Here is a 24851-nt window from a genome sequence, read left to right as displayed (position 1 = left end):
TGCTTTGATGGTCGTATGACCCTCTACGTCGGCACGTCGGGGTGGCAGTACAAGGACTGGCGGGACGTCCTGTACCCGTCCGGCTGCCCGATGCGGCTCTGGCTGGAGGAGTACACGGAACGCTTCGCGACGGTCGAGATCAACAACGCGTTCTACCGGCTGCCGTCGCGGGAGAACTTCGAGGCGTGGCGGAACCGGGTGCCCGGGGACTTCGTGGTGGCGGTGAAGGCGAGCCGCTATCTGACGCACATCAAGCGGCTGCGGGAACCGGAGGAGCCGGTGGAGCGCCTGATGACGCACGCGCAGGGCCTGGGCGACCGCCTCGGCCCGGTGCTGCTCCAGCTTCCCCCGACCCTGCAGGCGGACCCGGGTCTCCTGGACGCGTGCCTCGCCTGCTTCCCGTCCGGCACGCGCGTGGCGGTGGAACCGCGGCACGACTCATGGTGGACCCGGACGGTACGGGAGGTCCTGGAGTCCCGGGGCGCGGCCCTGTGCTGGGCGGACATCCAGTCCCGCCCGGTCACCCCGCTGTGGCGCACCACGGACTGGGGCTACGTCCGCTTCCACCAGGGCCGGGCCCAGCCGTGGCCCCGCTACGGCCGACAGTCCCTGGCGACGTGGGCGAGCCGCATCGCGGACACCTGGCCGGACAGCCGGGACGTGTACACGTACTTCAACAACGATCCGGGAGGGGCGGCGGTGAGGGACGCGGCGGTGTTCGCACGGGTGGCGACGAAGGCGGGGCTGACGGTGACGCGGACGCCGGAGCACGTGCCCGCGTCCTGATCACTGCCGGCCACCCCTTCCCCGCCGCCTGGCGAACGTCCACGACGGCGCGTCACGGCGGTGCCCAAGCCTGCTCAGCCCTCTTCGTAAGCCGCCCGCAAGGCATCCCGGACCGCGCCCAGCGCCGCATCCTCGTCCAGCCCGAGCCGCCGGACCCGCCCGACGTAAGCCTGTGCGGCCAAGGCCGCTTCACGTTCCGCGGCCGAGCCCGCGGCAGCGACAAACGTGCCGTTGCGCCCCCGCGTCTCGATCACCCCGTCCGTCTCCAGCGCCCGGTACGCCTTGGCGACCGTGTTCGCGGCGAGCCCCAGCGACTCCGCGAGACCCCGCACCGTGGGCAGCCGGTACCCCACCGGCAGCACCCCGGTCCGCGCCTGCTCGGAGATCTGCGCCCGCACCTGCTCGTACGGCGGCGCGCTGTCATCGATGTGGATCTTCAAGGTCACGGACCGATTGTCCCGTACCCGCAGGAAAATGAGAGGCACACTGGCGCGGAGCGCCCGTACCGTGCGGCCACATGACTGTCATCGTGCGCGAGATCAGGCCCGGAGTCCGAGCCGACCTGGAGGGTTTCGCCGCTGTCCGGCACAGTGCCCTCCCCTTCTACCTCATCACCGCGGACTCACTCGCCCACGATCTCGCCCACTTCCCTCCCGATGCCCGCTACCGGCCGCTCGTGGCCGAGGAGGACGGCGAGATCATCGGCTCCGCGCAGGTCGGCCTGCTCCACGAGAACCCCGACCCGGTCCAGGGCTTCGTCAATGTGTACGTGCGCCCGGACCGCACCCGCCGCGTCGCCGGCACGCTCCTGGTCCGCGCCGCCGAGGAGTATCTGGCGGGCCTCGGCGCGACCCGGCTGCTCGCCTGGGTCCTGGACGAGCCCGGCAACCGGGCCTTCGCCGAGGCCCACGGCTACCGTGCGGGCCGTTCCGCGCACTTCCTGCGGCTCGACCTCGCGAACGGCATCCTCCCGCCGCTCCAGGATCCGCCGCCCGGCGTCGAACTGCGCCCCGCCTCCGACTTCGCCGACAATCCGCGTCCCGTGTTCGAACTGGACGCGGAGACGACGGCGGACGAACCCAGCGAGGCCGGCGCCGCCGAACTCACCGACTACGAGTCCTGGCTGGCGGGGACCTGGCGGCACCCACTCACCAGCCTTGAGCTGACCACGATCGCCCTGGTCGACGGAGAGCCCGCCGCATTCACCGCCGCCCGCACCGACGGCGGCACCCGGTACAACACCGGCATGACCGGCACGGCCCGCGCCTACCGCGGCCGTGGCCTGGCCAAGCTCGCCAAGAACGACTCCCTGCACCGGGCCCGCGCGGCCGGGTACACGGAGGCCTTCACGGGCAACGACACCGGCAACGAGCCGATGCTCGCGATCAACAAGTGGTTCGGATACGAAGTCTGTGCGACGGAGGTGCGCTATGTCCGCGAACTCGGCTGAGCCCAGGGCGATGGTGGACGTCGTCCTCGTCAAGGGCGGCCGTACGAAGATCAGTTACCCGGCGGAACTCCTCTTCGACGAGGGCACCCGCATCGCGGTACGCGCCCCCTGGGCCGGCGAGGGAGCCCGCGACTTCGGCTTCGTCCGCTTCGAGGAGGGGGACGTCTTCACCGAGCACTACTGGCGGGACCGCTGGTACTCGGTCAAGGAGGTCCGCACGGCGGACGGCTCGCTCAAGGGCTGGTACTGCGACATCACGCGCCCGGCGGTCTTCTCCGGCACCGAGTTGGTCGTAGAGGACCTCGACCTGGACCTGTGGCGCTCGGCGGACGGCACGGACGTACGGCGGCTGGACGAGGACGAGTTCGAGGAGAGCGGGCTCCTGGAGCGTGATCCGCAGGCCGCGGCGGCAGCCGTAGCCGCCCTCGACGAACTGGAGGCACTGGCTCTCAAGGGCGACTTCGAGTCGCTGCTGACCTGAGCCTCACAGCAGCGCCACCGCCGCGTACCGCTCGTCGTCCACCGGCTTCCCCCACAGCAGAGGGTCACCGGACAGCCGCTCCACGCGCACCTGCGAGGCGAGCGGGGCGAGGAGGGCGGTGAGGCGGCCGGCGGATATGCCGACCGGGCTGACCCTCCCCCACACGCCCTCGACCAGGACAAGCCGCCCTCCCGGGCGCAGCAGCCCCACCCAATGCCGCAGCACGCGCGCGGGGTCGGGCAGCGCCCACAGGACATGCCGGACGAGCACCACGTCGAACCGCTCCTCCCCCACCGGCGGCGACGCGGCGTCACCGACGAGGAACGCCGCGTCACGGCCCGCGAGCTTGGCGCGGGCGAGGCCGACCATGGCCGGGGAGCTGTCCACGCCGGTGACGCGGTGTCCCTGTTCGGCCGCGAGGAGCGACAGGCTGCCGGTTCCGCAGCCGAGGTCGAGCACATCGCTCGGCCGTCCGGGCAGCCACTCGCGCAGCCGTCCCGCCCAGGCCCGGCGCACCTCGGGGTCGCGCAGGCCGTGGTCGGGCTCGTCGTCGAAGGAGGCCGCCGCCGCGTCCCAGTCGGTACGCGGTGCGGTCGCGTCGTCACTCTGTTTCCCCATACGCCCGAGAGTGACACGCGCCACTGACAGTCCGAATCGTGACAACGGCCACTGACAGAACGGCACCGATGAGGAACCCTCACCGAAAGGGTCTACCTCCGTGAGAACGCGGAACACGGTAGGCACTGAAGGAGGCAGCCATGCGCCGCATCACCGTGCAGAAGCCCCTGAGGAAGACGGACTCGCGCCGGATGACCGGCGAGGAGGCCGAGGACCGCCCCGCGGGACGACCCGAGGTCCGCAAGGACATCGCACGAACATGGTGGCCGGAAGGCTGACCGGCCCTTCAGTCCAGCCGCTTGCGGTAGTGGATGCGGTCGTAGTCGCCGTCGACACGGCGTTCGACCACCTCGTAGCCGAACTTCGGATAGATCTTCTGGTTCTCCCACATCTTGGCGTTGGTGTAGAGCCTGATCTCGGACAGCCCCAGCACGCGTGCGTGCGCGTCCGCGAACTCCAGCAACCGCCGTCCCACCCCCGTCCCCTGGGCGGCGGGGTGGACGGCGATGTTGTCGACGTACAGATGGTCCTCGTGCTCCTCGACCACCACGAGGCCGACCACGGGGTCCCCCGTGACGAACACCTGCCCCGCGGCCACGTTCGCCGCGTGGTTCCTTTCCATGGGCTGCGGCACCAGGCCGATCCGCTCGATGTAGTGGTGGTACGCGGCGTCGGTCACGCTCTTCACAGCCGGTACGTCGGCGGCGCTCGCGGGCCGGATCTCGTCGTCTGCCATGGCCCGAACCGTATCTACCTGAGCGCAGTCTGAGCACTCCCTTAAAGGGACCATAAGGATCTCCATCACCCGCCTCCAGCGGGCGATTTCACGGTTCTCTCGGGCTAGCTTGCTGATCGCCCCCACGGGTTCCAGCCAAGCAGCCGACGACCGTTCCCCAGGAGTTCCCCATGCCCGCACGCCGCAGGGCCGCCACCGCCGCCTCCGTCGCCGTGGCCGGTGTCGCGCCGCTCGCTCTGACCGCGCTGGCCGCCGCCCCCGCTGCCGCGCACGGTTCGATGGGGGACCCCGTCAGCCGGGTTTCGCAGTGCTACGCGGAGGGGCCCGAGAGCCCGAAGTCCGAGGCCTGCAAGGCGGCCGTCGCGGCCGGTGGCACCCAGGCGCTCTACGACTGGAACGGCATCCGGATGGGCGACGCCGGCGGGCGCCACCAGGAGCTGATCCCCGACGGCAAGCTGTGCAGCGCGGGCGCCGAGGAGTTCAAGGGCCTGGACCTGGCCCGCGCCGACTGGCCGGCCACGAGCGTGAGCAGCGGGTCCTACACCTTCAAGTACCGCGTGACCGCCCCGCACAAGGGCACGCTCAAGGTCTACATCACGAAGGCCGGTTACGACCCGGCCAAGCCGCTGGCCTGGGACGACCTGGACCTGACCAACCCGGTGGCAACGGTCACCGACCCGGCGGCCGTCGGCGGCTTCTACACGTCCTCCGGGACCCTGCCCCAGCGCTCCGGCAAGCAGGTGCTGTACGCGGTCTGGCAGCGCTCGGACAGCCCGGAGGCGTTCTACTCCTGCTCGGACGTCACGTTCGGGGGCGGTGGCGACACTGGTGAGAGCTCCGCCGCACCCACCGCCTCCGCGCCCTCCGAGGAGCAGATCGAGGACGGCGCCGACGAGTCGACCATCGAGCACCACGGCCATGGCGACCAGGACGCCGGTACGTCGGCGGAGCCGGTCACCGAGGAGCCGGCACAGGCCGCCGCCAACCGGCCCAAGGCGGCCGGTGCCACCGAGAACCTCGCCGAGACCGGTGGCGACAGCAGCAGCTCGTACCTCGCGATGGGCGGCGCGGCGGCACTGGCGCTCGGGGCTGCGGCCCTGTTGATGTCGATCCGGCGGCGCGCGGTGAGCGGTCGGCACAGCCGCTGACCTCAGGACTCCGGGGCCTGACCGGCGGCTCAGGCTGGTCAGGCCCCGGCGGAACTCAACTGAACACCGACGCACAGCTGGTGGGCGTGGCCCGCGCCGGATCGAGGGCGTTGGCCACCTCGTGGAAGGCGATCCGGTCGATCAGCCCGATCGCCACATGCTCGGACAGATCCACCGGGCACAGGTCCTGGAGCAGGACATTGCGTACGTTCGCCCCGTCCAGGAACTGGCTGCGGTACGGCGTGACCACCTGGTCGTACTTGGTGGCGATGACCGTGTAGCGGACGCCCGGGACGGTGTCGCCGCCTTCGTTCAGCTTGGTGAGGAACGCGGAGCCGACGATCTGGTCGGCGAGGCCGGGCGTGGCGGTGGAGAGCAGGTCCTCGGCGCCCGGGAAGTACGGCAGCAGGTTGGTCAGGCCGGACAGGTTCGTGCCGTGGTTGTCCGGCGCGATGCCCACGAGGGCGTTCACCTCGGCCGCTCCGCCCAGGAACTTCAGGTAGTAGCGGGGCATCATGCCGCCCTGCGAGTGGCCGACGAGGTCGGCCTCGGCGGCGCCGGTCGCGGCGAGCACCTTGTCGACGAAGGCGTCCAGTTGCTCCGCCGACTTGTCGATCGGGCCGAGACCGTTGAAGAACGGGACGCCCGGCAGTTGGCCGTAGTCGAGCGAGAAGACGCAGTAGCCGCGCTTGGTCAGATAGGGCGCGAGGCCCAGCCAGTTGTCGACGGAGTTGCCGAAGGTCCCGTGCACCAGGACGACGGGGCGGGGGTGGGCGGCGGACGGCTTGCAGGAGTAGTTGTTCCAGCCGCTGCTCGGTGCATCGGCGGCGTGAGCGCTGGTGGCGGCGGGGAAGACGGCGACCGCGGCGGTCAGCAGCAGCGCGGTCAGGGGTCTGAGCAGTCTCTTCCAGGGCAGCATCGGGTGATCTCCTTGCGGCTCAAGGGAGTTGCGATGGCTCTACGCCCTGTGATCCGGATCACGGGATGCTGTTCACTTGTCAAGTTACGGACGAGTAGTTCAAGGGGGAAGTTACGCGTCAGTAAAAACTTCCAGTGGTAGTTGATGGCCAGTCACCAGGAGGGGCGCACGGGCCCCTTGGGCGCGATGCGCAGCAACTGACGCCCCAGCGCCCGCACCTCCGCCTCCCCCATCACCGCACTCCACTCCCGCACGACGTCCGCCGCCGCCTCCTCCGCCGCCCGCGTATTGGCCCACCCTCGCTCGGTCAGCACGAGGAGCCGGGAGCGCGCGTCCCGCGGATGGGGCCGCCGCTCGACGTACCCCTTGCGTACGAGCTCGTCCACGAGCTGGCTCGCGGCCTGCTTGGTGACCCCGAGATGCCCGGCGAGATCGGAGACGGTCGCCCCGCCCGCCGCGATCCGCGTGAACGCGAACCCGTAGGCGGACTTCCCCTCAAAACCGCGCACGACCACACCGTCGTTGATGCGTCGCACCAGCTCACCGGCGGTGGCGAGCAGGGCGAAGGACAGGGAGAGGGCCTCGGAGTTCTGCACGGGGGCATTCAAAACACCCTTGACGATCCGGTCAAGTGGCTTGACCATAGAGAGCGTTGAGCTAGTCAAGCTACTTGACTATTTTCCGGACCATTTTTCTGGGGGAGAACCATGCCCGTCATCCGCTCGTCCGACGCCGTCACCCACGAGATCCACGGCGCCCGTTTCGTCTCGTACGCCTCACCCCGCACCGGCAGCAAGGAGCTGTGCGCCTGGCGCGGCGAGGTTCCGCCGGGTACGAAGGCGCCGGCGCACACCGTGAACAGGGAGGAGATCCTCCATGTGCTCATCGGCAGCCTGCGCGTGACCCTGGACGGCACCACGACCGACATCACGGCGGGCGACACGCTGATCATCAACCCGGGCGCGACCCTGGCCGTCGAGAACCCGACCGATCAGACCGCCCTCACCTGGGTCACCACCTCCATCGGCCTGACGGCGGATCTGGCCGACGGCACCCGTATCACTCCTCCGTGGGCCAACTAGCCTCGGCAGAGCGGTAGTTCGGAGCGGACGAGCTCCAGCAGCCGTCCGACCCAGTTACGGCCGCGCCCGTCGCGGCCGTCCGTCCAGTACGGTGACTCCGAGAACCCGGTGTAGCTGATCCGCGCGTCCCCGGTGGACAGCAACACCCCGGCGAGTCCGGGATGCCGGCCGAACTCGGCCCGCAACAGCCCGCCCATGACACCGAGCCGCGCCACCGACCCGCCCTGCTCCTGTGCCTCGGCGGCGGTGGCGGCGGCGCGGATGCGGTCCCGGTCGGCGGGGTCCTCGGCGGACAGGGGTTCACTGTGAAGAGCGCCCCCCCCCGTCAACGACCCGACAGGTCGGCCTGCGTCAGCTCATGCGCGCACACCAACCGCTCACGCCGCCAACGCCCCCGGCATGATCGCCCGCGGCCCGAACTTCGCCCGGGCCCGATCCGCGACCTCCTCGATCCTGCGCGCCTTCTCGTCGACCGGATCAAAGCTGAGCTGGTAGGAGGCCTGTTCAGCGGGATCGAGTCCCTCCGCGCGCAGCACGAGCGCCCGTACCCGAGCCCGTTGCAGCCCCAGCCCCTCGTACATCCCGTACGCCACCCGAGTCAGCGCGGCGGAGTGCGCGGTCGGCTCCTTCAGCGAGCGGCTGCGCGAAGTCGCCGACCGATCCGCATACCGCACGGTGAGCGTCAGCGCCCCGCACACCTTGTCCAGCGCCCGCAGCCGCGCCCCCAGTTCCTCCGCCGCCGAGAGCAGGGCGCGACGGTGCCGACCGGGATCCAACTCGTCCCGCTCGAAGGGCTGTTCCGAAACCAGCGACCGGGACAGCCCGTCCGGCACCACCCGCCCCCGGTCCACCCCGTTCGCCTTCTCATGCAGCTCACGCCCCGTCTTCGCCCCCACCAGCCGCTGAAGCGTGGACAGCGGAGCGGAGGCGACCCGGCCGAGGCTGTCGAGCCCGTACTCGCACAGGACACGGCCGGTCGCGGCCCCGACGCCCGGCAGCGCGGTGACCGGCTTGTCCGCCAGGAACTCCACGATGCCGTCCCGTTCCCCGGGCACGACACAGGTGACCCCGGGCCGTGCGTCCCGCAGCGCCATCCGCGCCAGCATCGTCCCCGGCCCGGCCCCGATCACACAGTCCACGCCGTACAGGGCGAGCGCCCGCACCCGGATCACGGAGGCCAGCTCCACCGCACTGCGCCCGAAGTACCGCTCGGCGCCCCGCAGATCGACCAGCGCCCCGTCCGGCGGCAACGCCTCGACGACGGGCGTGAACTCCTCCAGCAACCCGAGCAGCCCGGGCAGCGCCGCCTCGTACATCGGCGGCAGTTGGAAACGTACGCAGAGAATGGTCATCCCGCACTCCCCGGACTCTGATGCCACAACTTCCGTATCTGTGAGGGCTCCTGACCCGCAGGACGCAGATCGGCCCACGGATGCATTTCGTATCCCGTCGGCATATGGATGCGCCGACCGCCGGTCGAGTCACCGCCCCCTTCGGGCACGGGCTCCGCAAGCCGCGCCGCGACCACGTCAAGGCCGCCCTCCGCACGCAGGCCGACCAGCTCGGCGAGGTTCCAGGCGGCGGAGCCCACCACGCTGAGGCTGCGCGGCCCGCGCCGCTGGACGACCCCGCGCACCAGCAGCAGCCAGGAGTGGAAGACGGTGTGCGCGCAGGCGTCGTGGGAGTCGTCGAAGAAGGCGAGGTCGACCAGGCCGGTGCCGTCGTCCAGCGTGGAGAAAATAACCCGCTTGCCGGACCGGATCGGCGGTGTCTGGGTGGCCGCCTTGGCGCCCGCGACCAGCACCGTCTCACCGTGCCGCGCCTCACGCAGCCGGCGCGCGCTGACCACGCCCAACTCCTCCAGGAACGCCCGGTGGTCGTCCATCAGATTGCGCGAGGCATCCATGGACAGCACACCAAGCTCGGCACTGAGCCGCTCGGCGGAGGACAGGTCGGGCAGCCCTGCCGGCGCGGTCTTCCGCCCACCTGCCAGCGGGAGTTGACCACCGCCCGCACCCCGCGCTCCCCGGTGCAGCTCGGTCAAGTGCAGTTGCAGATCACGGCGGTTGGCACCGAAGGCGTCCAACGCTCCTACCTGGGCGAGCCGTTGAGCCAGCGGCCTGCTCGGCCGCGCCCGCTCCCAGAAGTCCAGCAGCGAGGCGTACGGCTGCCCGCCCGCCACCCGCGCCGCCTCGGCCTCACTGATGCCGTGCACATCGGAGAGAGCCAGCCGCAGCCCCCACACCGAAGGAGATTCAGACACCAGTTCGATACGGTGGGCGACCGCCGACCGGTTCACATCCAACGGCAGGATCGGCACCCCCCGCCGCCGCGCGTCCGCCAGCAGCAGCCGCTTCGGGTACATCCCGGGGTCGTGCGTGAGCAGCCCGGCGTAGAAGGCGGCCGGGTGGTGCGCCTTCAACCAGGCCGACTGGTACGTCGGTACGGCGAAGGCGACCGCGTGCGCCTTGCAGAAGCCGTACGACCCGAAGGCCTCGACGATCTCCCAGGTCCGCTGGATCGTCTCCGCGTCGTACCCCTTGGCCGCCGCGTGCTGCGCGAACCAGAACCGGATCCGCCCCTGCGACTCCGGGTCGGAGAGCCCGCGCCGCACCCGGTCCGCCTCGGCGCGTCCGCAGCCGGTCATGATGTCGACGATGTCGATGATCTGCTCGTGGAAGACGACGACCCCGTACGTCCCCTTCAGCGGCTCCTCCAGGTCCGGGTGCGGATAGCGGACCGGCGCCCGCCCGTGCCGGGCCTCGATGAACGGCCGCACCATGTCGGCGGCGACCGGCCCCGGCCTGAAGAGCGAGATGTCGACGACGAGATCGTGGAAGGTGGCCGGCTGCAGCCGCCCGACCAGGTCCCGCTGCCCCGGTGACTCGATCTGGAAGCAACCCAATGTCTCGGTGGAGCGGATGAGTTCGTACGTCGCCGGATCGCCCGGCGCCACACCGTCCAGGTCGATCCGCTCGCCGGTCGCCCGCTCCACCTCCGCGACCGCGTGCGCCATCGCCGACTGCATCCGCACGCCCAGCACATCCAGCTTGAGCAGCCCGAGGTCCTCCACGTCGTCCTTGTCGAACTGCGACATGGGGAAGCCCTCGCCGCTGGTCGGCATGACCGGCGTACGGGCGAGCAGGGAGGCGTCGGAGAGGAGCACTCCGCAGGGGTGCATGGCGACTCCGCGCGGGAGGGCGTCCAGGGCCTCCGTCAGCTCCCACAGCCGCCCGTACTTCTCCTTCTCCCCCGCCAGCGCCTTGAGTTCGGGCAGTTCCTCCAGCGCGGCCCGGGCGTCGCGGGCGCGGATGTGCGGGAAGGACTTGGCGATGCGGTCGATGTCGGCGGGATCCATGGACAGGGCCGCGCCCACGTCCCGGATGGCGTGGCGCACCCGGTAGGTCTCCGGCATCGCGACCGTCGCCACCCGCTCGGTGCCGAACCGGCCGATGATCGCGCGGTAGACCTCAAGGCGGCGTGCGGATTCCACGTCGATGTCGATGTCGGGCAGGACGAGCCGGCGCTTGGACAGGAAGCGCTCCATCAGCAGCCCGTGCTCGACGGGGTCGGCGTGGGCGATGCCGAGGAGATGGTTGACGAGCGAGCCCGCACCGGAACCGCGTGCGGCCACCCGGATTCCCATGTCCCGTACGTTGTCCACCACTTGAGCGACCGTCAGGAAGTAGGTGGCGAAGCCGTGGTGGGCGATGATGTCCAGCTCCCGGTGCATCCGCTCCCAGTAGGCACGCTTGTCGGCATGCCCCTTCAGCACCATCCCCGCCGCCGCCCGGGAGGCGAGCACCCGCTGGGCGGTACGGCGCCCCGCGCCGACGAGGTGCGGTTCGGGGAAGTGCACGGTGCCGATGCCGAGGTCGTCCTCGGGGTCGACCAGGCACTCGGCGGCGGTCGCCCGCGTCTGCTCCAGCAGCCGGTGCGCGGTGTCGCGCCGGAAGCCCGCGGCCTCCACGATCCGCTCGGCGGCGTGCAGCATGGCGCCGGTGTCCTTGAGCCAGGCCTCTCCGGAGTCCAGTTCCTTGGTGGGGTCGATGGGGACGAGCCGGCGGGCGGCGTCCAGGACATCGGCGACCGGGCCCTGGCCGGGGTCGGCGTAGCGGACGGCATTGCTGAGCACCGGCCGGATCCGCTGCTCGGCGGCGAAGCCGACGGTGCGGGCGGCCAGCCGCAGGGAGCCGGGGCCGGTGCCCTTGCGGCCGTGCCAGACGGCCTCCAGGCGCAGCGCGTCGCCGTAGACCTCCCGCCAAGGGGCGAGCAGACGGGCCGCGCGGTCCGGGCGGCCGGCGGCGAGGGCGCGGCCGACGTCGGAGTCGGGGCCCAGCAGGACGGTCAGGCCGTCGCCCCGGTTGGCGGCCCAGGGCAGCAGCGGCGGGCCTTCGCCGGAGTGCGATGCCGTGACGATTCCGCAGAGGTCGGCCCAGCCGCGGGCGCCGTCCCGGGCGAGGAAGGCGACCCGGGGTGTCGACTCGTCGATGAAGGCACCCCCGCGGACGGGGGCGCGGCGCCTTTCCTCACGTACGGGCTCGAAGCGCTCCACCGCCAGTTCCGTGCCGAACAGCGGGCGCACCCCCGCCTTCGCGCACGCCTTGGCGAAGCGGACCGTGCCGGCGAGGGTGTCGCGGTCGGTGAGGGCGAGGGCGTCCATGCCCCGTTCGGCGGCGCGCTCGGCCAGCCGCTCCGGGTGCGAGGCGCCGTAGCGCAGGGAGAACCCGGAGACGGTGTGCAGATGCGTGAACCCAGGCATCCACACCTCCGATATCGAACATCAGTTCCCGACTGCCTCACCCCCACCATAGACCAAAACTCGAACGTCTGTACGACAACCGTTCGGCCCTCTCCCACCTGCGGAAACGTCCGTCGCCTCGGACTGTGGGGACATGACACAGCACAGCTTTCTCGGTGAGGTGAAGGACGCGGTCACCCCGCGCGCCACGCTGCTCGTCCTCGGCGTGCTCGCCCTCCAGCTGCTGTTCATCGCGTCCTATGTGGGGGCACTCCACGATCCGAAGCCGAGGGATGTGCCGTTCGGTGTGGTCGCGCCGCAGGCCGCGGCCGAGCAGGCGGTGGCCCGGCTGGAGAAGCTGCCCGGCGAGCCGCTGGACCCGCGCGCGGTGGCCGACGAGGCGACGGCCCGGGAGCAGATCATGAACCGGGACATCGACGGCGCGCTGATCATCAACCCGGCACGGACGACCGACACACTCCTGGTCGCGAGCGGCGGCGGCACCGTCCTCGCCACCACCCTGGAGAAGTACCTCACCACCCTGGAGGCCTCCCAGCAGCGGACCGTCAAAACGGTGGACGTGGCCCCGGCCTCGCCCCAGGACTTCGACGGTCTGTCGTCCTTCTACCTGGTCGTCGGCTGGTGTGTCGGCGGCTATCTGTGCGCCTCGATCCTGGCGATCAGCACCGGCGCCCGGCCCGCCAATCCGCGCCGCGCGGTGATCCGGCTGGTCGTGATGGCGCTGGTGGCGATCGTCGGCGGGCTCGGCGGGGCGGTGATCGTGGGGCCGATCCTGGACGCGCTGCCGGGCAGTGTGATGGCCCTCTGGGGACTCGGCGCGCTGATCACCTTCGCGGTCGGGGCGGCGACCCTCGCCCTCCAGGGGATCTTCGGGATCGTCGGCATCGGTCTGGCGATCCTGCTCGTGGTGATCGCGGGCAACCCGAGCGCGGGCGGTGCCTTCCCGCTGCCCATGCTGCCCCCGTTCTGGCAGACGATCGGCCCCGCGCTCCCCCCGGGCGCCGGAACCTGGGTGGCCCGCTCGATCGCCTACTTCGACGGCAACGACACAACGGCCGCCCTACTGGTCCTGTCGGCATGGGCGGCAGCAGGAATCGCGATCACGCTACTGGCGGCGACGCTGCGCAAGAGGCGGAAGGGCGAAGCGCTGCCGTCCGAGGTGCCCTGACAGAACGAAAAGTCCCGCCCCTCGCGCGCGGGGCGGGACTTCACGAAGCTACGAGAACCGTCAGCCGATCTGCGTACCCGTCGCCGACAGCGCCTCCGTCACCGGCTGGAAGAACGTCTCCCCACCGGAGGTGCAGTCACCGCTGCCACCGGACGTGAGGCCGATCGCCTTGTCCCCGGAGAACAGCGAGCCGCCGCTGTCACCGGGCTCGGCGCAGACGTCGGTCTGGATCAGGCCGTTGACGATGTCGCCGTTGCCGTAGTTCACGGTGGCGTCCAGGCCGGTGACCTTGCCCTCGTGCACCTGGGTCGTCGACCCGCTCCGGGTGACCGCCATGCCGACCGTCGCGTCGGCCGCACCGGAGATCGTCTGCGAGGAACCGTTGTAGAGGTTCACCTCGCTCGGGTGCTCGACCTCGCCCGTGTACTTGACCAGGCCGTAGTCGTTGTCGGGGAAGCTGGACACCTCGTTGGTGCCGAGCGCGTTCCCGTCCGAGTCCTGCCAGTTGGTGATGCCCTCGGTGCAGTGACCCGCGGTCAGGAAGTACGGCTCGCCGCCCTTGACCACATTGAAGCCGAGGGAGCACCGGCCGCTGCCGTCGGTGATGGCGTCACCGCCCGCGATGAAGGGCTTGAACTCCCCCTTGGTGCGCCGGAGTTCCGCCGTGGCCCCGAGCCCGTCGACGACCTTGCCGAGCGTGGCCCACTCGGCGTCGGAGACCGTACGGTCGGCCGTGACGACGATTCTGTTGGTCGTCGGGTCGGTCACCCAGGAGGTGCCCGGAATGGTCGCGTCCCGCTTGAGCGCGCCGCGCGCGCTCTTGAGCTCCGCAAGGGAGTTCGCCACGACCCGCGCCTTGGCGCCGGCCGCCTCGACGGTCTCGGCCGCGGTCTTGTCGAGCACGTTCACGATGAGGTTCTTGCTCTGTGCGTCGTAGTACGTGCCGGCCGCGTCGGTCCCGAGATCCTTGACCAGCGTCGAGGCGAGCTTTCCGGCCGCCGTGACCGACAGGGTCTCGGGCGTGGCGGTCGTCGAGGGCTCGCTGGCGTTCGCAGTCTGGAAGGTGACACCCGCGGCCACCAGTGCGGCGATGCCCGCACCTGCCGCGGCGGCCCGCCGCTTGGGTATGCGTCGGTGCTTCAACTCACGTCCTCCTGTGGGGGGTCGGTCCGGAGGTGGTGGGGACCTCGCGAACCGGAAGGCGTACGGACACGGAGGCGGCGCACAACAAAAAGCCGCGTCCGTGCCGGTTGATCGGCGCCTACTATTCCGATCCTCACAGGGGGCACACAAGGTCGACTTCAGGACGTACACACGGCCACCACGACTCGTTCGCCTGGGCTTGACCATGCACAGTCACTCCAGGTGCGTTCGCAGTGCAAACGCTACGCGTGAGTAACTCGTATGCATCGCGTAAGGTCTACTCCTGTCCTGAAACAGACCCTTCGGGGTCCGGATCCAAGACCGGCTCGGCGGGCGGGAGTTGCTCGCCCGCCGAAGAACGCGCTTGCTGCGGCGCCATGGGTGCCGGCTGCCGAGGCGGCTGCTGCGCCCGCTCCAGGAACCTCAGCAGCTCCACCGGGAACGGCAGCACCAGCGTCGAGTTCTTCTCGGCCGCGACCGCCACCACCGTCTGCAGCAGCCGCAGTTGGAGCGCGGCGGGTGTGGCCTCCATCTGCTGCGCGGCCTCGGCGAGCTTCTTCGACGCCTGGAGTTCGGCGTCGGCGTTGATGATGCGGGCCCGCCGGTCGCGCGTGGCCTCGGCCTGCCGGGCCATCGACCGCTTCATCGTCTCGGGCAGGGAGACGTCCTTGATCTCGACACGGTCGATCTGCACACCCCAGCCGATGGCCGGGCTGTCGAGCATCAGCTCAAGACCTTGATTGAGCTTCTCGCGGTTGGAGAGCAGATCGTCCAGATCGCTCTTGCCGATGATCGACCGCAGCGAGGTCTGCGCCATCTGGGAGACCGCGAACCGGTAGTCCTCGACCTGCACCAGGGCGTCGGCCGCGTCCACCACCTTGAAGTACACGACCGCGTCGACGCGCACCGTGACGTTGTCCCGGGTGATGCCCTCCTGGGCCGGCACCGGCATGGTCACGATCTGCATGTTGACCTTGTGCAGCCGGTCCACGAACGGCACGACCAGGGTGAATCCTGGCCCGCGCACCCGGGACCGGAGCTTTCCGAGCCGGAAGACGACCCCGCGTTCGTACTGTTTGACCACGCGCGCCGCCGACATCACGTACACCGCTCCGACGGAGGCGAGTGCCGCCCCTGCCGCCACCAGCTCCTCGACCATCACGGCCCCCAGGATCCGAAGTGGACGCATCAGGTTGTCAGGTGCCCACCTGGTGTCTCCTTCGACCGTAACTCCGGGCCGCGCACAAGGGCGAGCCCCCGCACGACGGTTGCGTACGGGGGCTCACTTGCTGCCGACTGTGGAGCGGAGGGGGGTCGTCTCTAGAAGACGCTCATCCCGTAGGCGTTCAGGGCCTCCACGACCGGCTGGAAGAAGGTCGTGCCACCGGAGGAGCAGTTGCCGCTGCCGCCGGAGGTCAGACCGTACGCGGTGCCGTTGCTGCCGTAGAGCGGGCCACCGGAGTCGCCGGGCTCGGCGCAGACGTTGGTCTGGATCATGCCGTAGACGATGTCGCCGCCGCCGTAGTTGACGGTCGCGTTGAGGGCGGTGACCCGGCCGGTGCGGATACCGGTCGTGGAGCCGTCACGGATGACGTTGGTGCCCACGGTGGGGTCGGCCGCGCGGAGGATGTCCGTGTTGCCGGCGGTGCCCGACTTGGTGATCGAGGTGTTGGTGTAGCGCACCAGACCGTAGTCGTTCGTCGGGAAGCTGGAGCCGGCGGTCGGTCCGAGGACCGTCGTACGGCCGGAGTCGGAGTACCACGTACCCGCGCCGTCGGTGCAGTGACCGGCGGTCAGGAAGTAGTAGGCGCCCGCGCTGTTGCGGACGTTGAAGCCGAGGGAGCAGCGCCAGCTACTCGCATAGATGGCGTCGCCGCCGGCGATGTACTTCTGGAACTTGCCCGGGGTGTGCTTGATGGTGAGGGCGTCGGCGTTGGCGCCCGCCTGCTGCCGGATCTTGGCGATCTCGGCCTGGGAGACCGTGCTGTCGACGGTGACGACGACACGGTTGGTCTTGCTGTCGACGGCCCAGGCGGTGCCCGGCACGTCGGCCTTGAGCACCGAGGTGCTCGCGCTCTTCAGCTCGGAGGAGCTGAAGGCGGTGGGGGTGTCGGCCGCGTTCGCGCTGGGAATCGCGATGGCTGCCGCGGCCACGAGGCCGGTCGATACGGCGATCAGCCGGGTCCGTCTCGCAATGCCGCTGCGGGGAGTGGTGCGCTTGATCCTCACTTTTCGTTCCTCCACATGGGAAGTCGGGGGCCCTCGTGGGGTTTCGGGCCCGTGAGGCGCAGCCAGGAGCCGGATTCATCCGGATTCCGAACACGCCGTGCCCCTGACAAGCGCTGTGGGGGAGTATTCGGCCGCGTGCCGGATGGGCGCAAGAGCGCCTTTCAGCCGTCAATCTTTGAACCACCTGAGAATGGACGGCCGCCAACGCCCTCGTCCCACCTCAGCAGTTGCACCCGCAGTCACAGCCGTCACAGCCACAGCCGTCGTCGCCGCAGCAATTCCCGCAGCAGTCACAGCAGCTACAGCAATCCCCGCATCCATTGCAATCGCAACTGGTGCACAGCCCCTCCCGCCGCTGCCGACTCCAGGGGTCCTCGAACTCCCCGCAGCACATCTGACAGGTACAAGCCAATCCGAGCCATACGGCACACCCCGCAAGCAACCCCCGCCGATCCCGCCGAGGCGGCTCGGGAGGCAGCGCCGGGCTCCCGGGACCGCCGGGCGGGGCGTACGGACCCGCCATGTGCGAGCAGGAGGCCGTGCCGAACGCCCGGTCCACCGAGCGCCGCAGCTCGTGCACCAACAGCTGATGCACCAGCTTCGGATCGGTGAAGGACACCTCCCGCAGCGCCAGCCGTATCCCGTGCACCGCGTCATCGGCCAGCCTTCGGGCCTCCGCCAAGGACGTCCCCGTCGCGGTCAGCGGATTCCACGCACCCGACGCCGCGTCAGCTTCCTTGTCCTCCACGGCATCCAGCAGATGCGCGAGCCGCCCGAACAGCCGCCCCGCCTCGGCGAGCGGCTCGGCATTGAGCGGACGCCCCGCCAGCACCGCCGTATGCGCGAAGGCCGCCGCGGTCGCCGTCTCGGTCGGCTCGGTCACGACCAGCAGCGAGGTCCCAGGACCGGCCAGCGCCTCGATCCCGACCTGCCGCTCCACCGCGTCGACCAGCAACCCGGTGTCGAACCCCACGGCGGAACCACTGCGCGCCCCCGCCGCACCCCAGCCGGCAGCGACCCGGCGCGCGGCCAGTGCCACCGGCTTGCGCGCCAGCAGGCCGTCCCCGTCGGCGAGATGGTCCCGCACCTTCGCGGAGGCCAGCACCAGCGAGACCGCGGCCGCCAGCCGCGCCCCCTCGCCCCGCGCCACGGACGCCGTCCGCATCCCGCGCAACGGGCACGGCCCCGCCGTACGCCGCAACCCCTCGTCCGCGACGGCCTGAGCCTCCGTCAGAACGGAGATCAGCAGCCCGTCGTAGTTGGTCACCACCCGCGCGAACTGCCCGTGATCCCCGCGCAACGCCAGGCACAGACCGCACAGATGGGCCATCCACTGACCGGCGAGACGCTCCCCCAGCCGATGACGGCAGGGCCTGACTATTCCGAACACGACGTTCCCCCGTGGTTCGTACGGCATTGAGTACGACATCGAGCCGCCGCATCGTATCGACCGTCCCTGCGGCCCCTTGCGCACCCTCCCGCTTCACCCGTACGCACCGCGGATCACCCATACGCCGCGAAGAATCATATTTCACTCACAGTCAGCAGCCATGTGGGGCACGGCCCTTGGCACACCTGGGCTCTCGACGTATGCGCTGTGCACCAGTACCGTCACAAACCCCCCGCGCGGCGTCTATCCACTTGGCGCGCCGTCCGCATCATGGATGACCATAGGGATGCGGAAAGCAAGAAAGACCGCTGTGAGAGGAGGCGTCCATGGGATCGGTGCGCAAGGCGAGTGCCTGGCTGGGCCTCGTTGACGACAACGATGACGAGCGTTACTACGACGACGACTACTCCGAAGGGACCGAGTCCGGGGATGCCTGGGTCACCGACCCGCGGGTCAAGGTGGCCTCGGACGTGGCCGAGGAGAAGGGCCGCCGGATCGGCACGGTCACCCCGGACAGCTTCCGGGACGCCCGCGCCATCGGTGAGCTGTTCCGGGACGGTGTCCCGGTCATCATGAACCTCACGGCCATGGAGGCCGCCGACGCCAAGCGTGTCGTCGACTTCGCGGCCGGCCTGATCTTCGGTCTGCGCGGTTCGATCGAGCGCGTGTCCACCCGGGTGTTCCTGCTGACCCCGGCCGACACGGAGATCATCAACGGTGAGCCCGCGGCGCACCGGACGGACGGTTTCTTCAACCAGAGCTGAGGCAGGGCCGATCGTCGGCCCTGCCCCCTCGGGGTTCACCGGAAGGCGTCGAGCCCGGTGAGCGCCTTGCCCAGCACGAGCTGGTGCATCTCGACGGTGCCCTCGTAGGTGAGCACCGATTCCAGGTTCGTCGCGTGCCGCATGATCGGGTACTCCAGCGAGATCCCGTTGGCACCGAGGATCGTCCGCGCCGTACGGCAGATGTCGATGGCCTCACGGACGTTGTTGAGCTTGCCGAAGCTGACCTGCTCGGGACGCAGGCGGCCGGCGTCCATACGCCGCCCCAGATGGTGGGCGAGCAGAATCCCCTTGTGCAGTTCGACCGCCATGTCGGCGAGTTTGGCCTGGGTGAGCTGGAAGCCCCCGATCGGCCGCCCGAACTGCTCCCGCGACTTCGCGTAGTCGACCGCGGCCTCGAAACAGGAGCGGGCCGCCCCCATGGAGCCCCAGACGATGCCGTAGCGCGCGTGCGAGAGACAACTGAGCGGTCCGCGCAGGCCGGTGACCTCGGGGAGGACCGCATCTGTGGGCAGCCGTACCTCGTCCATCACCAGCTCACTGGTGACCGAGGCACGCAGGGACAGCTTGTGCTTGATCTCGGGCGCCGAGAAACCGGGGCTGTCGGTGGGCACGACGAAGCCGCGGATGCCGTCCTCGGTCTGCGCCCAGACGACGGCGACACCGGCGACGGACCCGTTGGTGATCCACATCTTCCGGCCCGTCAGGACCCAGTCGTCGCCGTCGCGTTTGGCGTACGTCCGCATGGCGGCGGGGTCGGAGCCGTGGTCGGGCTCGGTCAGCCCGAAGCAGCCGATGACCTCGCCGGAGGCCATCCGGGGCAGCCAGTTCTGCTTCTGCTCCTCGCTGCCGTAGCGGTGGATGGCGTACATGGCGAGGGAGCCCTGTACCGAGACCAGGGACCGGATGCCGGAGTCGGCGGCCTCCAGTTCCAGACAGGCGAGCCCGTACTGGACGGCGGAGGCGCCGGCGCAGCCGTAGCCGCTCAGCGACATCCCGAGGGCGCCGATGGAACCGAGCTCACGGGCCAGTTCACGGATGCCGGGCAGCTCGCCGGTCTCGTACCACTCGGCCACATACGGCAGGACGCGGTCGGCGGCCCACCGGCGGACGGTGTCGCGGACCCCGAGGTCCTCGGGCTGAAGGAGGTCGTCGATCCCCAGCGGATCGGCGGGATCGAACGGGGGCAACGGCATGGGAGACCCTCCGGCAGCTCAAAACTAGCAGCGCTAGTCACGGATTGAAGGCCGACGTTACGACGCAGTCTCCACCACGTCCAGGGGTCTCAGGCTCTGGAGGCCTGGACGACAGGCCCTACGCGGTGACCCGGGACTCCGCGACCTCCCGCGGCGCCGGCACCTCCACCACCGGGGCCGTCGCCTCACAGTTCATCGTCCGCGGCAGTCTGAGCGCCATCACCGCGCCGAGCAGCAGCAGTCCCGCGCTGACCAGCAGCGTCACATGCAGCCCGTTGACGAAGCAGTTCCGCGCCACATCGCGCAGGGTCTCCCCGGCGGAGCCGCCCAGCTGTCCGGCCACCTCATAGGCCTCGCCCAGCGAGTGCCCGGCCGCCGCGGACGCCGAGGCGGGCACACCTGGGACGGACGACAGACCGGGCGTGTAGGCCGCGTTCATCACGGTGCCCAGCAGCGCGATTCCGATACCCGCGCCGAGCTGGTACGAGGTCTCACCGATCGCCGCCGCGCCGCCCGCCTGCTCCGGCGGTGCCTCGCTCAGCATCGACTCGTACGCCCCGAACAGCGTGGTCTCCAGGCCGAAGCCCAGCAGCACGAACCCGGACACCATCAGCGCGGGATTGTCCGTCTCGCCCATCGCCGTCAGCAGCACCACCGCGAACGCCGTCAGACAGAACCCGGAGCACACCATCCGCCGCGGCCCGAACCGGCGCAGCATCCGCGCCCCGGCGAGACCCGCGCCCATCGCCGCGAACGTCAGCGGCAGCAGCCGCAGCCCCGTCTCCAGCGGCGACAGGCCGAGGACGAGTTGCAGATACTGCGCGGCGATCAGCTCCAGGCCGACCAGCGCGAGCATCGCCAGCACGATGCAGCCCACCGAGGTGCTGAACGCGGGACGGGAGAACATCCGCAGGTCGACCAGGGGGTGCTCGCGGCGCCGCTGCCGTCGTACGAACAGGACCAGCAGGGCCGCGCCCACCAGCAGAGGCAGCGCGCCGGCGCCGTCGAGGTCGCCGCCGCCGAGCCGCTTGACGCCCAGCACGATCCCGAACAGACCGGCCGCCGCCATCAGCGCGCCGACCACGTCCCAGGGACCGCGGCCGTCTCCCCTGGACTCGGGCAGCAGCAGCCGGCCCACCAGCAGGCTGACCAGCATCAGGGGGATGTTGACGAGGAAGACCGAGCCCCACCAGAAGTGCTCCAGCAGGAAGCCGCCGAGCAGCGGTCCGACCGCCGCGCCGACCGCGGCGACCGCGCTCCAGATACCGATCGCGAGCGCCCGCTCACGCCGGTCGGGGAAAACCTGGCGGAGGATCGAGAGGGTGGCCGGCATGATCATCGCGCCGCCGACGCCGAGCAGCGCCCGCGCCACGATCAGCACCTGGGCGGTGTCGGCGAGGGCGGCCATGGCGGAGGCGACGCCGAACAGGCCGTATCCGAGAAGCAGGATCCGTCTGCGCCCGACCCGGTCGCCGAGCGTGCCGAAGAGGATCAGCAGCGAGGCGCAGACGAGCGGGTAGACGTCGACGATCCAGAGCAGTTCTATACCGCCCGGCCTGAGATCCTCGGTGACGGCGGGCACCGCCACATGCAGCACGGTGGCGTCGACGGCGACCAGCAGCAGGCTGGCGCAGAGGACCACGAGGACGACCCAGCGGTTGGCACCGGCCCCGGCCGCCCGACGGCGCAGCGCAGCGGCAGCCGTGGTCGTCCCGGACATGTACGTACCTCCCAGATGTTCCCTCGCGTTCGGCGGGCTCACGGGGTGGGGACTCCCCGTGACTCGGCCGGAGAGGAGCGGTGGTCCCCGGCCCGCGCAACGAAGCGAGTGACTCGTCAGAGTACGCGAGTCCGTGCCGGTGCCTAGTGGCGGACCTCTCAGACTCCGGACAGAACACGTGTGGCGTACGCCACTTTCCTCCCCTGTCGAGCACGCCCCCGGCGGGCCGCCCGGTTCCGGGGCCCGCTGATAATCGAGCCCGTGACCGATCCTTCTACGCGCGTGCAGCGAGCGGCGCCGGCCCTCCTGGGGTACGCGGCCGTGCGCGCCCTGGGCCTGCTCGCGCTGGCCCTGTGGAGCGCGTCGCGCGACAAGAGCGCGTACACCCTGCTGACCGCACGCTGGGACGCGCTCTGGTACACCAGGGTCGCCGAGCTGGGGTACGGCTACCAGGTGCGGCTGCCCAACGGCGACGTGCACTCGAACCTGGCCTTCTTCCCGCTGCTGCCCTGGCTGGAGCGGCTGTTCGCGGCCCTCACGCCGCTGTCGTACGCGGACGCCGGGTTCCTGGTCACGGCGCTCGCCTCGCTCGCCGCGGCCTGGGGGATCTTCGCGGTCGCCGACCATGTGTACGGCCGCCGCGCGGGCGTCTGCGCGGTGCTGCTGTGGGCGGTGCTGCCGGTCGGGATCGTGCAGTCGATGGCGTACAGCGAGTCACTGTTCACGGCACTGGCGGCCTGGTCGCTGTACGCGGTCCTGACCGGCCGTTGGGTGACCGCCGGCACCCTGGCCCTGCTGGCCGGTCTGACCCGCCCGGTCGGGCTCGCCGTCGTGGCGGCGGTGTGGGCGGCCGGGATCGCCTCGTTCGTGCGGGACCGAAGCGCGGCGCCCGCCGACCGCGTGCAGGACATCGAGCACGCCCCCTCCCCCGCCGGCGGTCCGCCCCCGCCCGGCGCGCCCGCCGTCCGGCGCGCCCTCGGCATGCTGCTCGCGCCCCTGGGAGCCGCCGGTTACGTCCTGTGGGTCGGCCACCACACCGGCAAGGGCCCGCTCGGCTATCTCGACGTCCAGGCCGGCTGGCGCAACGGCTTCGACGGCGGCTACGCCTTCGCCCGTTTCGTCGCCGACAAGTTCACGTCGTTTCCGTCGGCGCTCGCCGGGCTCGCGCTGATCGTCGGGGTCGGCCTCGTGGTGTGGCTGTACGTCGTCTGCGTCCGGCAGGGCCAGCCGCTCCCGCTGCTGGTGTACGCGGGTGTCGTCCTCGCGCTCGCGCTGTGCGCGTCGAGCTACTTCGGCTCGAAGCCGCGCCTGCTGCTGCCCGCCTTCCCGTTGCTGCTGCCCCTGGCCCTGGCCCTGTCCCGGCTGCGGACGCGCAGGTCGGCCGTGGTGCTGTCGCTGATCGCGGTGGCGTCGGCGGTCTATGGGGCGTTCTGGCTGAACGGCTCCGGTCCGCCGTGATGACCGACAAGAGAATTCCGGGCCGGCTTCCGGTGAACGAATTCGTAAACGCCATAAAACCGTGCGCTGGAATGATCAAAGGAATTGAAGGGCGCAGCGTCCACTGATTGCGAAGTCGCAGGAAATGGACCCCTCCTTGAGAGGAATCCCACATCACATCGTCATCACAAAGCGGTGGATCGACGGGCTTCTGAGCTCACTCGCTGTAACGTCGATTGGGTGCGTACCGAACGAAACCTCACCCGTCTGGACCGGGTGTTCGCGAGGCTGGACCGTGAGCCGGAACGGCCGGCCCACATCGATGTGCCGAAGATGAGCCGGCACAGGGTCGCGCTTTTCGCCGCGACCCTGGCCTTCTACGGGGCGATCGTGTGGGCCGTGGTCATCACCTCGTGGCTGGTCCGACTCGACTGGCAGGTCATGTTCTTCCGGCCGTACCAGCAGTGGTCGGAGATCCAGTGGTTCGTCGACTACTACGTGGTCCTCGGCCAGCGCGGCCCCACCGCGGTGATGATCGCGGCCTGGCTGGGCTGGCGTTCCTGGCGGCAGCACACCCTGCGGCCGCTGCTCGCACTCGGCGTCTCGCTGCTGCTGCTGAACGTCACGGTCGGCGCCGCCAAGCTCAGCATGGGCCGCCTCGGACCGCACTACGCGACCACCATCGGCTCCAACGAGATGTGGCTGGGCGGCGATATATTCCCCAGCGGCCACACCGCCAACGCCGTGGTGACCTGGGGAATCCTGGCCTATCTGGCCTCCACCCCGGCGGCCCGCCGCTGGCTGTCCGCCCTGTCGGCGGTGACCTCGCTGGGCGTGGGCCTGTCCACCGTGTACCTCGGTACGCACTGGCTGAGCGATGTGCTCCTCGGCTGGGCCGCGGGTCTGCTGATCCTGCTCGCGCTGCCCTGGTTCGAGCCGCTGATCGCCCGCGCCGAGGCCGTGATCTTCGATCTGCGCGACCGCTGGCGGTCCCGCCGCACCGGCACGGCCCCCGCGCCGACCGCTCCGGTCGAGGTCCCGGTGCTGCTCAAGCCCGTCGATACGGCGCAGGACGTGTCCCCCACGGCCCGTTCGCCGCGGGCGCCGGTCTATCTGGCGCCCGGCCCGCACACGGCCCGCTCGGAGCGCACCCCGGTCACCCCGGTCGGCAGCCGCAGACCACCGCAGACCGACCGCGTCACCCGCGGTACGACCTCGACGGCCCGCCCCTGACGGGCGGCTGACGCCACAGAACGGCGGGGCTCGGTACGCACCACCCATCCCCGCGGCGACGGCCCCGGCCCCTTCGTGATTCCTCACGAAGGGGCCGGGGCCGTCGTCGTGCCGTCTCAGCCCTTCCAGGCCCGGGTCACCAGCCCGTCCCGCACCTCGAAGTTCAGCCGTCCCACGCGGTACTCCATGGTGATGATCGCGCCCGGCGGCAGCGACCGGACGGTCGACCAGCCCCGTTCGCGGGCGAGCCGCTCGGCTCGGTCGGCGTCCAGACCGAGGTAGCTGTCCGGCTGGTCCTGGGGTTCGGCGGGGGGTGTCGGAATCGGTGCCATGCGGCCACGCTAGGCCCTGTCACACGCCCGGGGCCAGAGCAGCGGGCACCTTGGTCACTCGTCCCTCTCCGGTCACGCTTTTGTCACAGGATCACGACACGCGTTTCGCTCGAACTCCGTCACACGTACGAGCGGTTCCCTACGCTTTTCGCAGGCATTCGAACGTAATTCCCGCGTGTCGCGACGGCTCTCCCAATAGCCCGACGGAAAGTGCCGGGAGAACTCCCCGGACTCCTTTC

At 70.5% G+C, this 24851-nt stretch carries 25 protein-coding genes; 10 read left to right on the top strand and 15 right to left on the bottom strand.

Going from position 1 to position 24851, the window contains the following annotated elements:
* Positions 1–15 precede the first annotated feature (15 nt).
* Positions 16–786: a DUF72 domain-containing protein gene (locus RMT89_RS09640; protein ID WP_315883384.1), complete on the top strand. Its 771-nt coding sequence runs from the start codon at positions 16–18 to the stop codon at positions 784–786.
* A 74-nt stretch (positions 787–860) separates the two neighbouring features.
* On the opposite strand, the gene RMT89_RS09635 is transcribed toward RMT89_RS09640, so the two are convergent.
* Positions 861–1232 carry a GntR family transcriptional regulator gene (locus tag RMT89_RS09635; RefSeq protein WP_315883383.1) on the bottom strand — a complete coding sequence of 124 codons (372 nt, stop codon included), beginning with the start codon at positions 1230–1232 and terminating at the stop codon, positions 861–863.
* Between the two features lie 71 nt (positions 1233–1303).
* Between RMT89_RS09635 and RMT89_RS09630 the strand changes: the two genes are divergently transcribed.
* On the top strand, positions 1304–2236 hold the full coding sequence (locus RMT89_RS09630) for a GNAT family N-acetyltransferase (protein WP_315883382.1): 933 nt from the start codon (positions 1304–1306) through the stop codon (positions 2234–2236).
* Positions 2217–2717, top strand: a complete 501-nt coding sequence (locus tag RMT89_RS09625; protein ID WP_315883381.1) for a DUF402 domain-containing protein — start codon at positions 2217–2219, stop codon at positions 2715–2717. Before RMT89_RS09630 ends, RMT89_RS09625 begins: the two co-directional genes overlap by 20 nt.
* 3 nt (positions 2718–2720) lie before the next feature.
* On the opposite strand, the gene RMT89_RS09620 is transcribed toward RMT89_RS09625, so the two are convergent.
* On the bottom strand, positions 2721–3335 hold the full coding sequence (locus tag RMT89_RS09620; RefSeq protein WP_315883380.1) for a class I SAM-dependent methyltransferase: 615 nt from the start codon (positions 3333–3335) through the stop codon (positions 2721–2723).
* 140 nt (positions 3336–3475) lie between these two features.
* Here RMT89_RS09620 and RMT89_RS09615 point away from each other — a divergent pair, with 140 nt between their 5' ends.
* On the top strand, positions 3476–3613 hold the full coding sequence (locus tag RMT89_RS09615) for a hypothetical protein (protein WP_315883379.1): 138 nt from the start codon (positions 3476–3478) through the stop codon (positions 3611–3613).
* An 8-nt stretch (positions 3614–3621) separates the two neighbouring features.
* Here RMT89_RS09615 and RMT89_RS09610 read toward each other — a convergent pair whose 3' ends face one another.
* A complete protein-coding gene (locus RMT89_RS09610; protein WP_315883378.1) occupies positions 3622–4071 on the bottom strand; it encodes a GNAT family N-acetyltransferase in 450 nt (149 codons plus the stop codon).
* Positions 4072–4241: 170 nt separating this feature from the next.
* On the opposite strand from RMT89_RS09610, the gene RMT89_RS09605 reads away from it, so the two are divergent.
* Positions 4242–5219, top strand: coding sequence for a lytic polysaccharide monooxygenase (locus tag RMT89_RS09605; RefSeq protein ID WP_315883377.1), 978 nt, complete (start codon positions 4242–4244; stop codon positions 5217–5219).
* A gap of 55 nt (positions 5220–5274) precedes the next feature.
* Here the strand turns inward: RMT89_RS09605 and RMT89_RS09600 are convergent, their stop codons facing one another.
* On the bottom strand, positions 5275–6138 hold the full coding sequence (locus tag RMT89_RS09600; RefSeq protein ID WP_315883376.1) for an alpha/beta fold hydrolase: 864 nt from the start codon (positions 6136–6138) through the stop codon (positions 5275–5277).
* A gap of 152 nt (positions 6139–6290) precedes the next feature.
* Complete coding sequence (locus RMT89_RS09595) at positions 6291–6734, bottom strand: MarR family transcriptional regulator (protein ID WP_315883375.1); 444 nt, start codon at positions 6732–6734, stop codon at positions 6291–6293.
* A 111-nt stretch (positions 6735–6845) separates the two neighbouring features.
* On the opposite strand from RMT89_RS09595, the gene RMT89_RS09590 reads away from it, so the two are divergent.
* A complete protein-coding gene (locus tag RMT89_RS09590; protein ID WP_315883374.1) occupies positions 6846–7220 on the top strand; it encodes a cupin domain-containing protein in 375 nt (124 codons plus the stop codon).
* Here RMT89_RS09590 and RMT89_RS09585 read toward each other — a convergent pair.
* From RMT89_RS09585 to RMT89_RS09575, 3 genes are read right to left on the bottom strand one after another with little or no spacing between them, the layout of a single operon-like run.
* Complete coding sequence (locus tag RMT89_RS09585; RefSeq protein ID WP_315883373.1) at positions 7217–7549, bottom strand: hypothetical protein; 333 nt, start codon at positions 7547–7549, stop codon at positions 7217–7219. The two genes, RMT89_RS09590 and RMT89_RS09585, sit on opposite strands and share 4 nt — an antisense overlap.
* A 48-nt stretch (positions 7550–7597) precedes the next feature.
* Complete coding sequence (locus tag RMT89_RS09580; RefSeq protein WP_315883372.1) at positions 7598–8572, bottom strand: DNA polymerase thumb domain-containing protein; 975 nt, start codon at positions 8570–8572, stop codon at positions 7598–7600.
* Positions 8569–11982 (bottom strand): DNA polymerase III subunit alpha, encoded by a 3414-nt coding sequence (locus RMT89_RS09575; protein WP_315883371.1) that lies wholly within the window; start codon positions 11980–11982, stop codon positions 8569–8571. The genes RMT89_RS09580 and RMT89_RS09575 overlap by 4 nt, the downstream gene beginning before the upstream one ends.
* 133 nt (positions 11983–12115) lie before the next feature.
* On the opposite strand from RMT89_RS09575, the gene RMT89_RS09570 reads away from it, so the two are divergent.
* Positions 12116–13150: a DUF3533 domain-containing protein gene (locus tag RMT89_RS09570; protein ID WP_315883370.1), complete on the top strand. Its 1035-nt coding sequence runs from the start codon at positions 12116–12118 to the stop codon at positions 13148–13150.
* A 60-nt stretch (positions 13151–13210) separates the two neighbouring features.
* Here the strand turns inward: RMT89_RS09570 and RMT89_RS09565 are convergent, their stop codons facing one another.
* The 4 genes from RMT89_RS09565 to RMT89_RS09550 all read right to left on the bottom strand — a co-directional run bounded on the left by RMT89_RS09565 (position 13211) and on the right by RMT89_RS09550 (position 17912).
* Complete coding sequence (locus RMT89_RS09565; RefSeq protein ID WP_315883369.1) at positions 13211–14293, bottom strand: S1 family peptidase; 1083 nt, start codon at positions 14291–14293, stop codon at positions 13211–13213.
* A gap of 277 nt (positions 14294–14570) precedes the next feature.
* Positions 14571–15452 carry a slipin family protein gene (locus tag RMT89_RS09560; RefSeq protein WP_315883448.1) on the bottom strand — a complete coding sequence of 294 codons (882 nt, stop codon included), beginning with the start codon at positions 15450–15452 and terminating at the stop codon, positions 14571–14573.
* A gap of 161 nt (positions 15453–15613) precedes the next feature.
* Positions 15614–16522 carry a S1 family peptidase gene (locus tag RMT89_RS09555; protein WP_315883368.1) on the bottom strand — a complete coding sequence of 303 codons (909 nt, stop codon included), beginning with the start codon at positions 16520–16522 and terminating at the stop codon, positions 15614–15616.
* Positions 16523–16742: 220 nt separating this feature from the next.
* Positions 16743–17912 (bottom strand): DUF5685 family protein, encoded by a 1170-nt coding sequence (locus RMT89_RS09550; protein WP_315883367.1) that lies wholly within the window; start codon positions 17910–17912, stop codon positions 16743–16745.
* Positions 17913–18238: 326 nt separating this feature from the next.
* On the opposite strand from RMT89_RS09550, the gene RMT89_RS09545 reads away from it, so the two are divergent.
* On the top strand, positions 18239–18676 hold the full coding sequence (locus RMT89_RS09545; protein WP_315883366.1) for a cell division protein SepF: 438 nt from the start codon (positions 18239–18241) through the stop codon (positions 18674–18676).
* A gap of 35 nt (positions 18677–18711) precedes the next feature.
* Here RMT89_RS09545 and RMT89_RS09540 read toward each other — a convergent pair whose 3' ends face one another.
* Together RMT89_RS09540 and RMT89_RS09535 are read right to left on the bottom strand one after the other, a co-directional pair.
* Positions 18712–19890 carry an acyl-CoA dehydrogenase family protein gene (locus RMT89_RS09540; RefSeq protein WP_315883365.1) on the bottom strand — a complete coding sequence of 393 codons (1179 nt, stop codon included), beginning with the start codon at positions 19888–19890 and terminating at the stop codon, positions 18712–18714.
* Positions 19891–20008: 118 nt separating this feature from the next.
* Positions 20009–21610: an MFS transporter gene (locus RMT89_RS09535; RefSeq protein ID WP_315883364.1), complete on the bottom strand. Its 1602-nt coding sequence runs from the start codon at positions 21608–21610 to the stop codon at positions 20009–20011.
* Positions 21611–21871: 261 nt separating this feature from the next.
* On the opposite strand from RMT89_RS09535, the gene RMT89_RS09530 reads away from it, so the two are divergent.
* Together RMT89_RS09530 and RMT89_RS09525 are read left to right on the top strand one after the other, a co-directional pair.
* Complete coding sequence (locus RMT89_RS09530) at positions 21872–23068, top strand: glycosyltransferase family 39 protein (RefSeq protein WP_315883363.1); 1197 nt, start codon at positions 21872–21874, stop codon at positions 23066–23068.
* A gap of 219 nt (positions 23069–23287) precedes the next feature.
* Complete coding sequence (locus RMT89_RS09525) at positions 23288–24280, top strand: phosphatase PAP2 family protein (protein WP_315883362.1); 993 nt, start codon at positions 23288–23290, stop codon at positions 24278–24280.
* A gap of 116 nt (positions 24281–24396) precedes the next feature.
* Here the strand turns inward: RMT89_RS09525 and RMT89_RS09520 are convergent, their stop codons facing one another.
* Complete coding sequence (locus RMT89_RS09520; protein ID WP_315883361.1) at positions 24397–24612, bottom strand: I78 family peptidase inhibitor; 216 nt, start codon at positions 24610–24612, stop codon at positions 24397–24399.
* Between the last annotated feature and the right edge of the window lie 239 nt (positions 24613–24851).

Source organism: Streptomyces sp. P17 (assembly GCF_032436805.1).
In the GTDB taxonomy this organism is placed as follows: domain Bacteria; phylum Actinomycetota; class Actinomycetes; order Streptomycetales; family Streptomycetaceae; genus Streptomyces.
The sequence above is the reverse complement of the archived record's forward strand: the minus strand, read 5'-3'. Positions and strand labels throughout refer to the sequence as shown.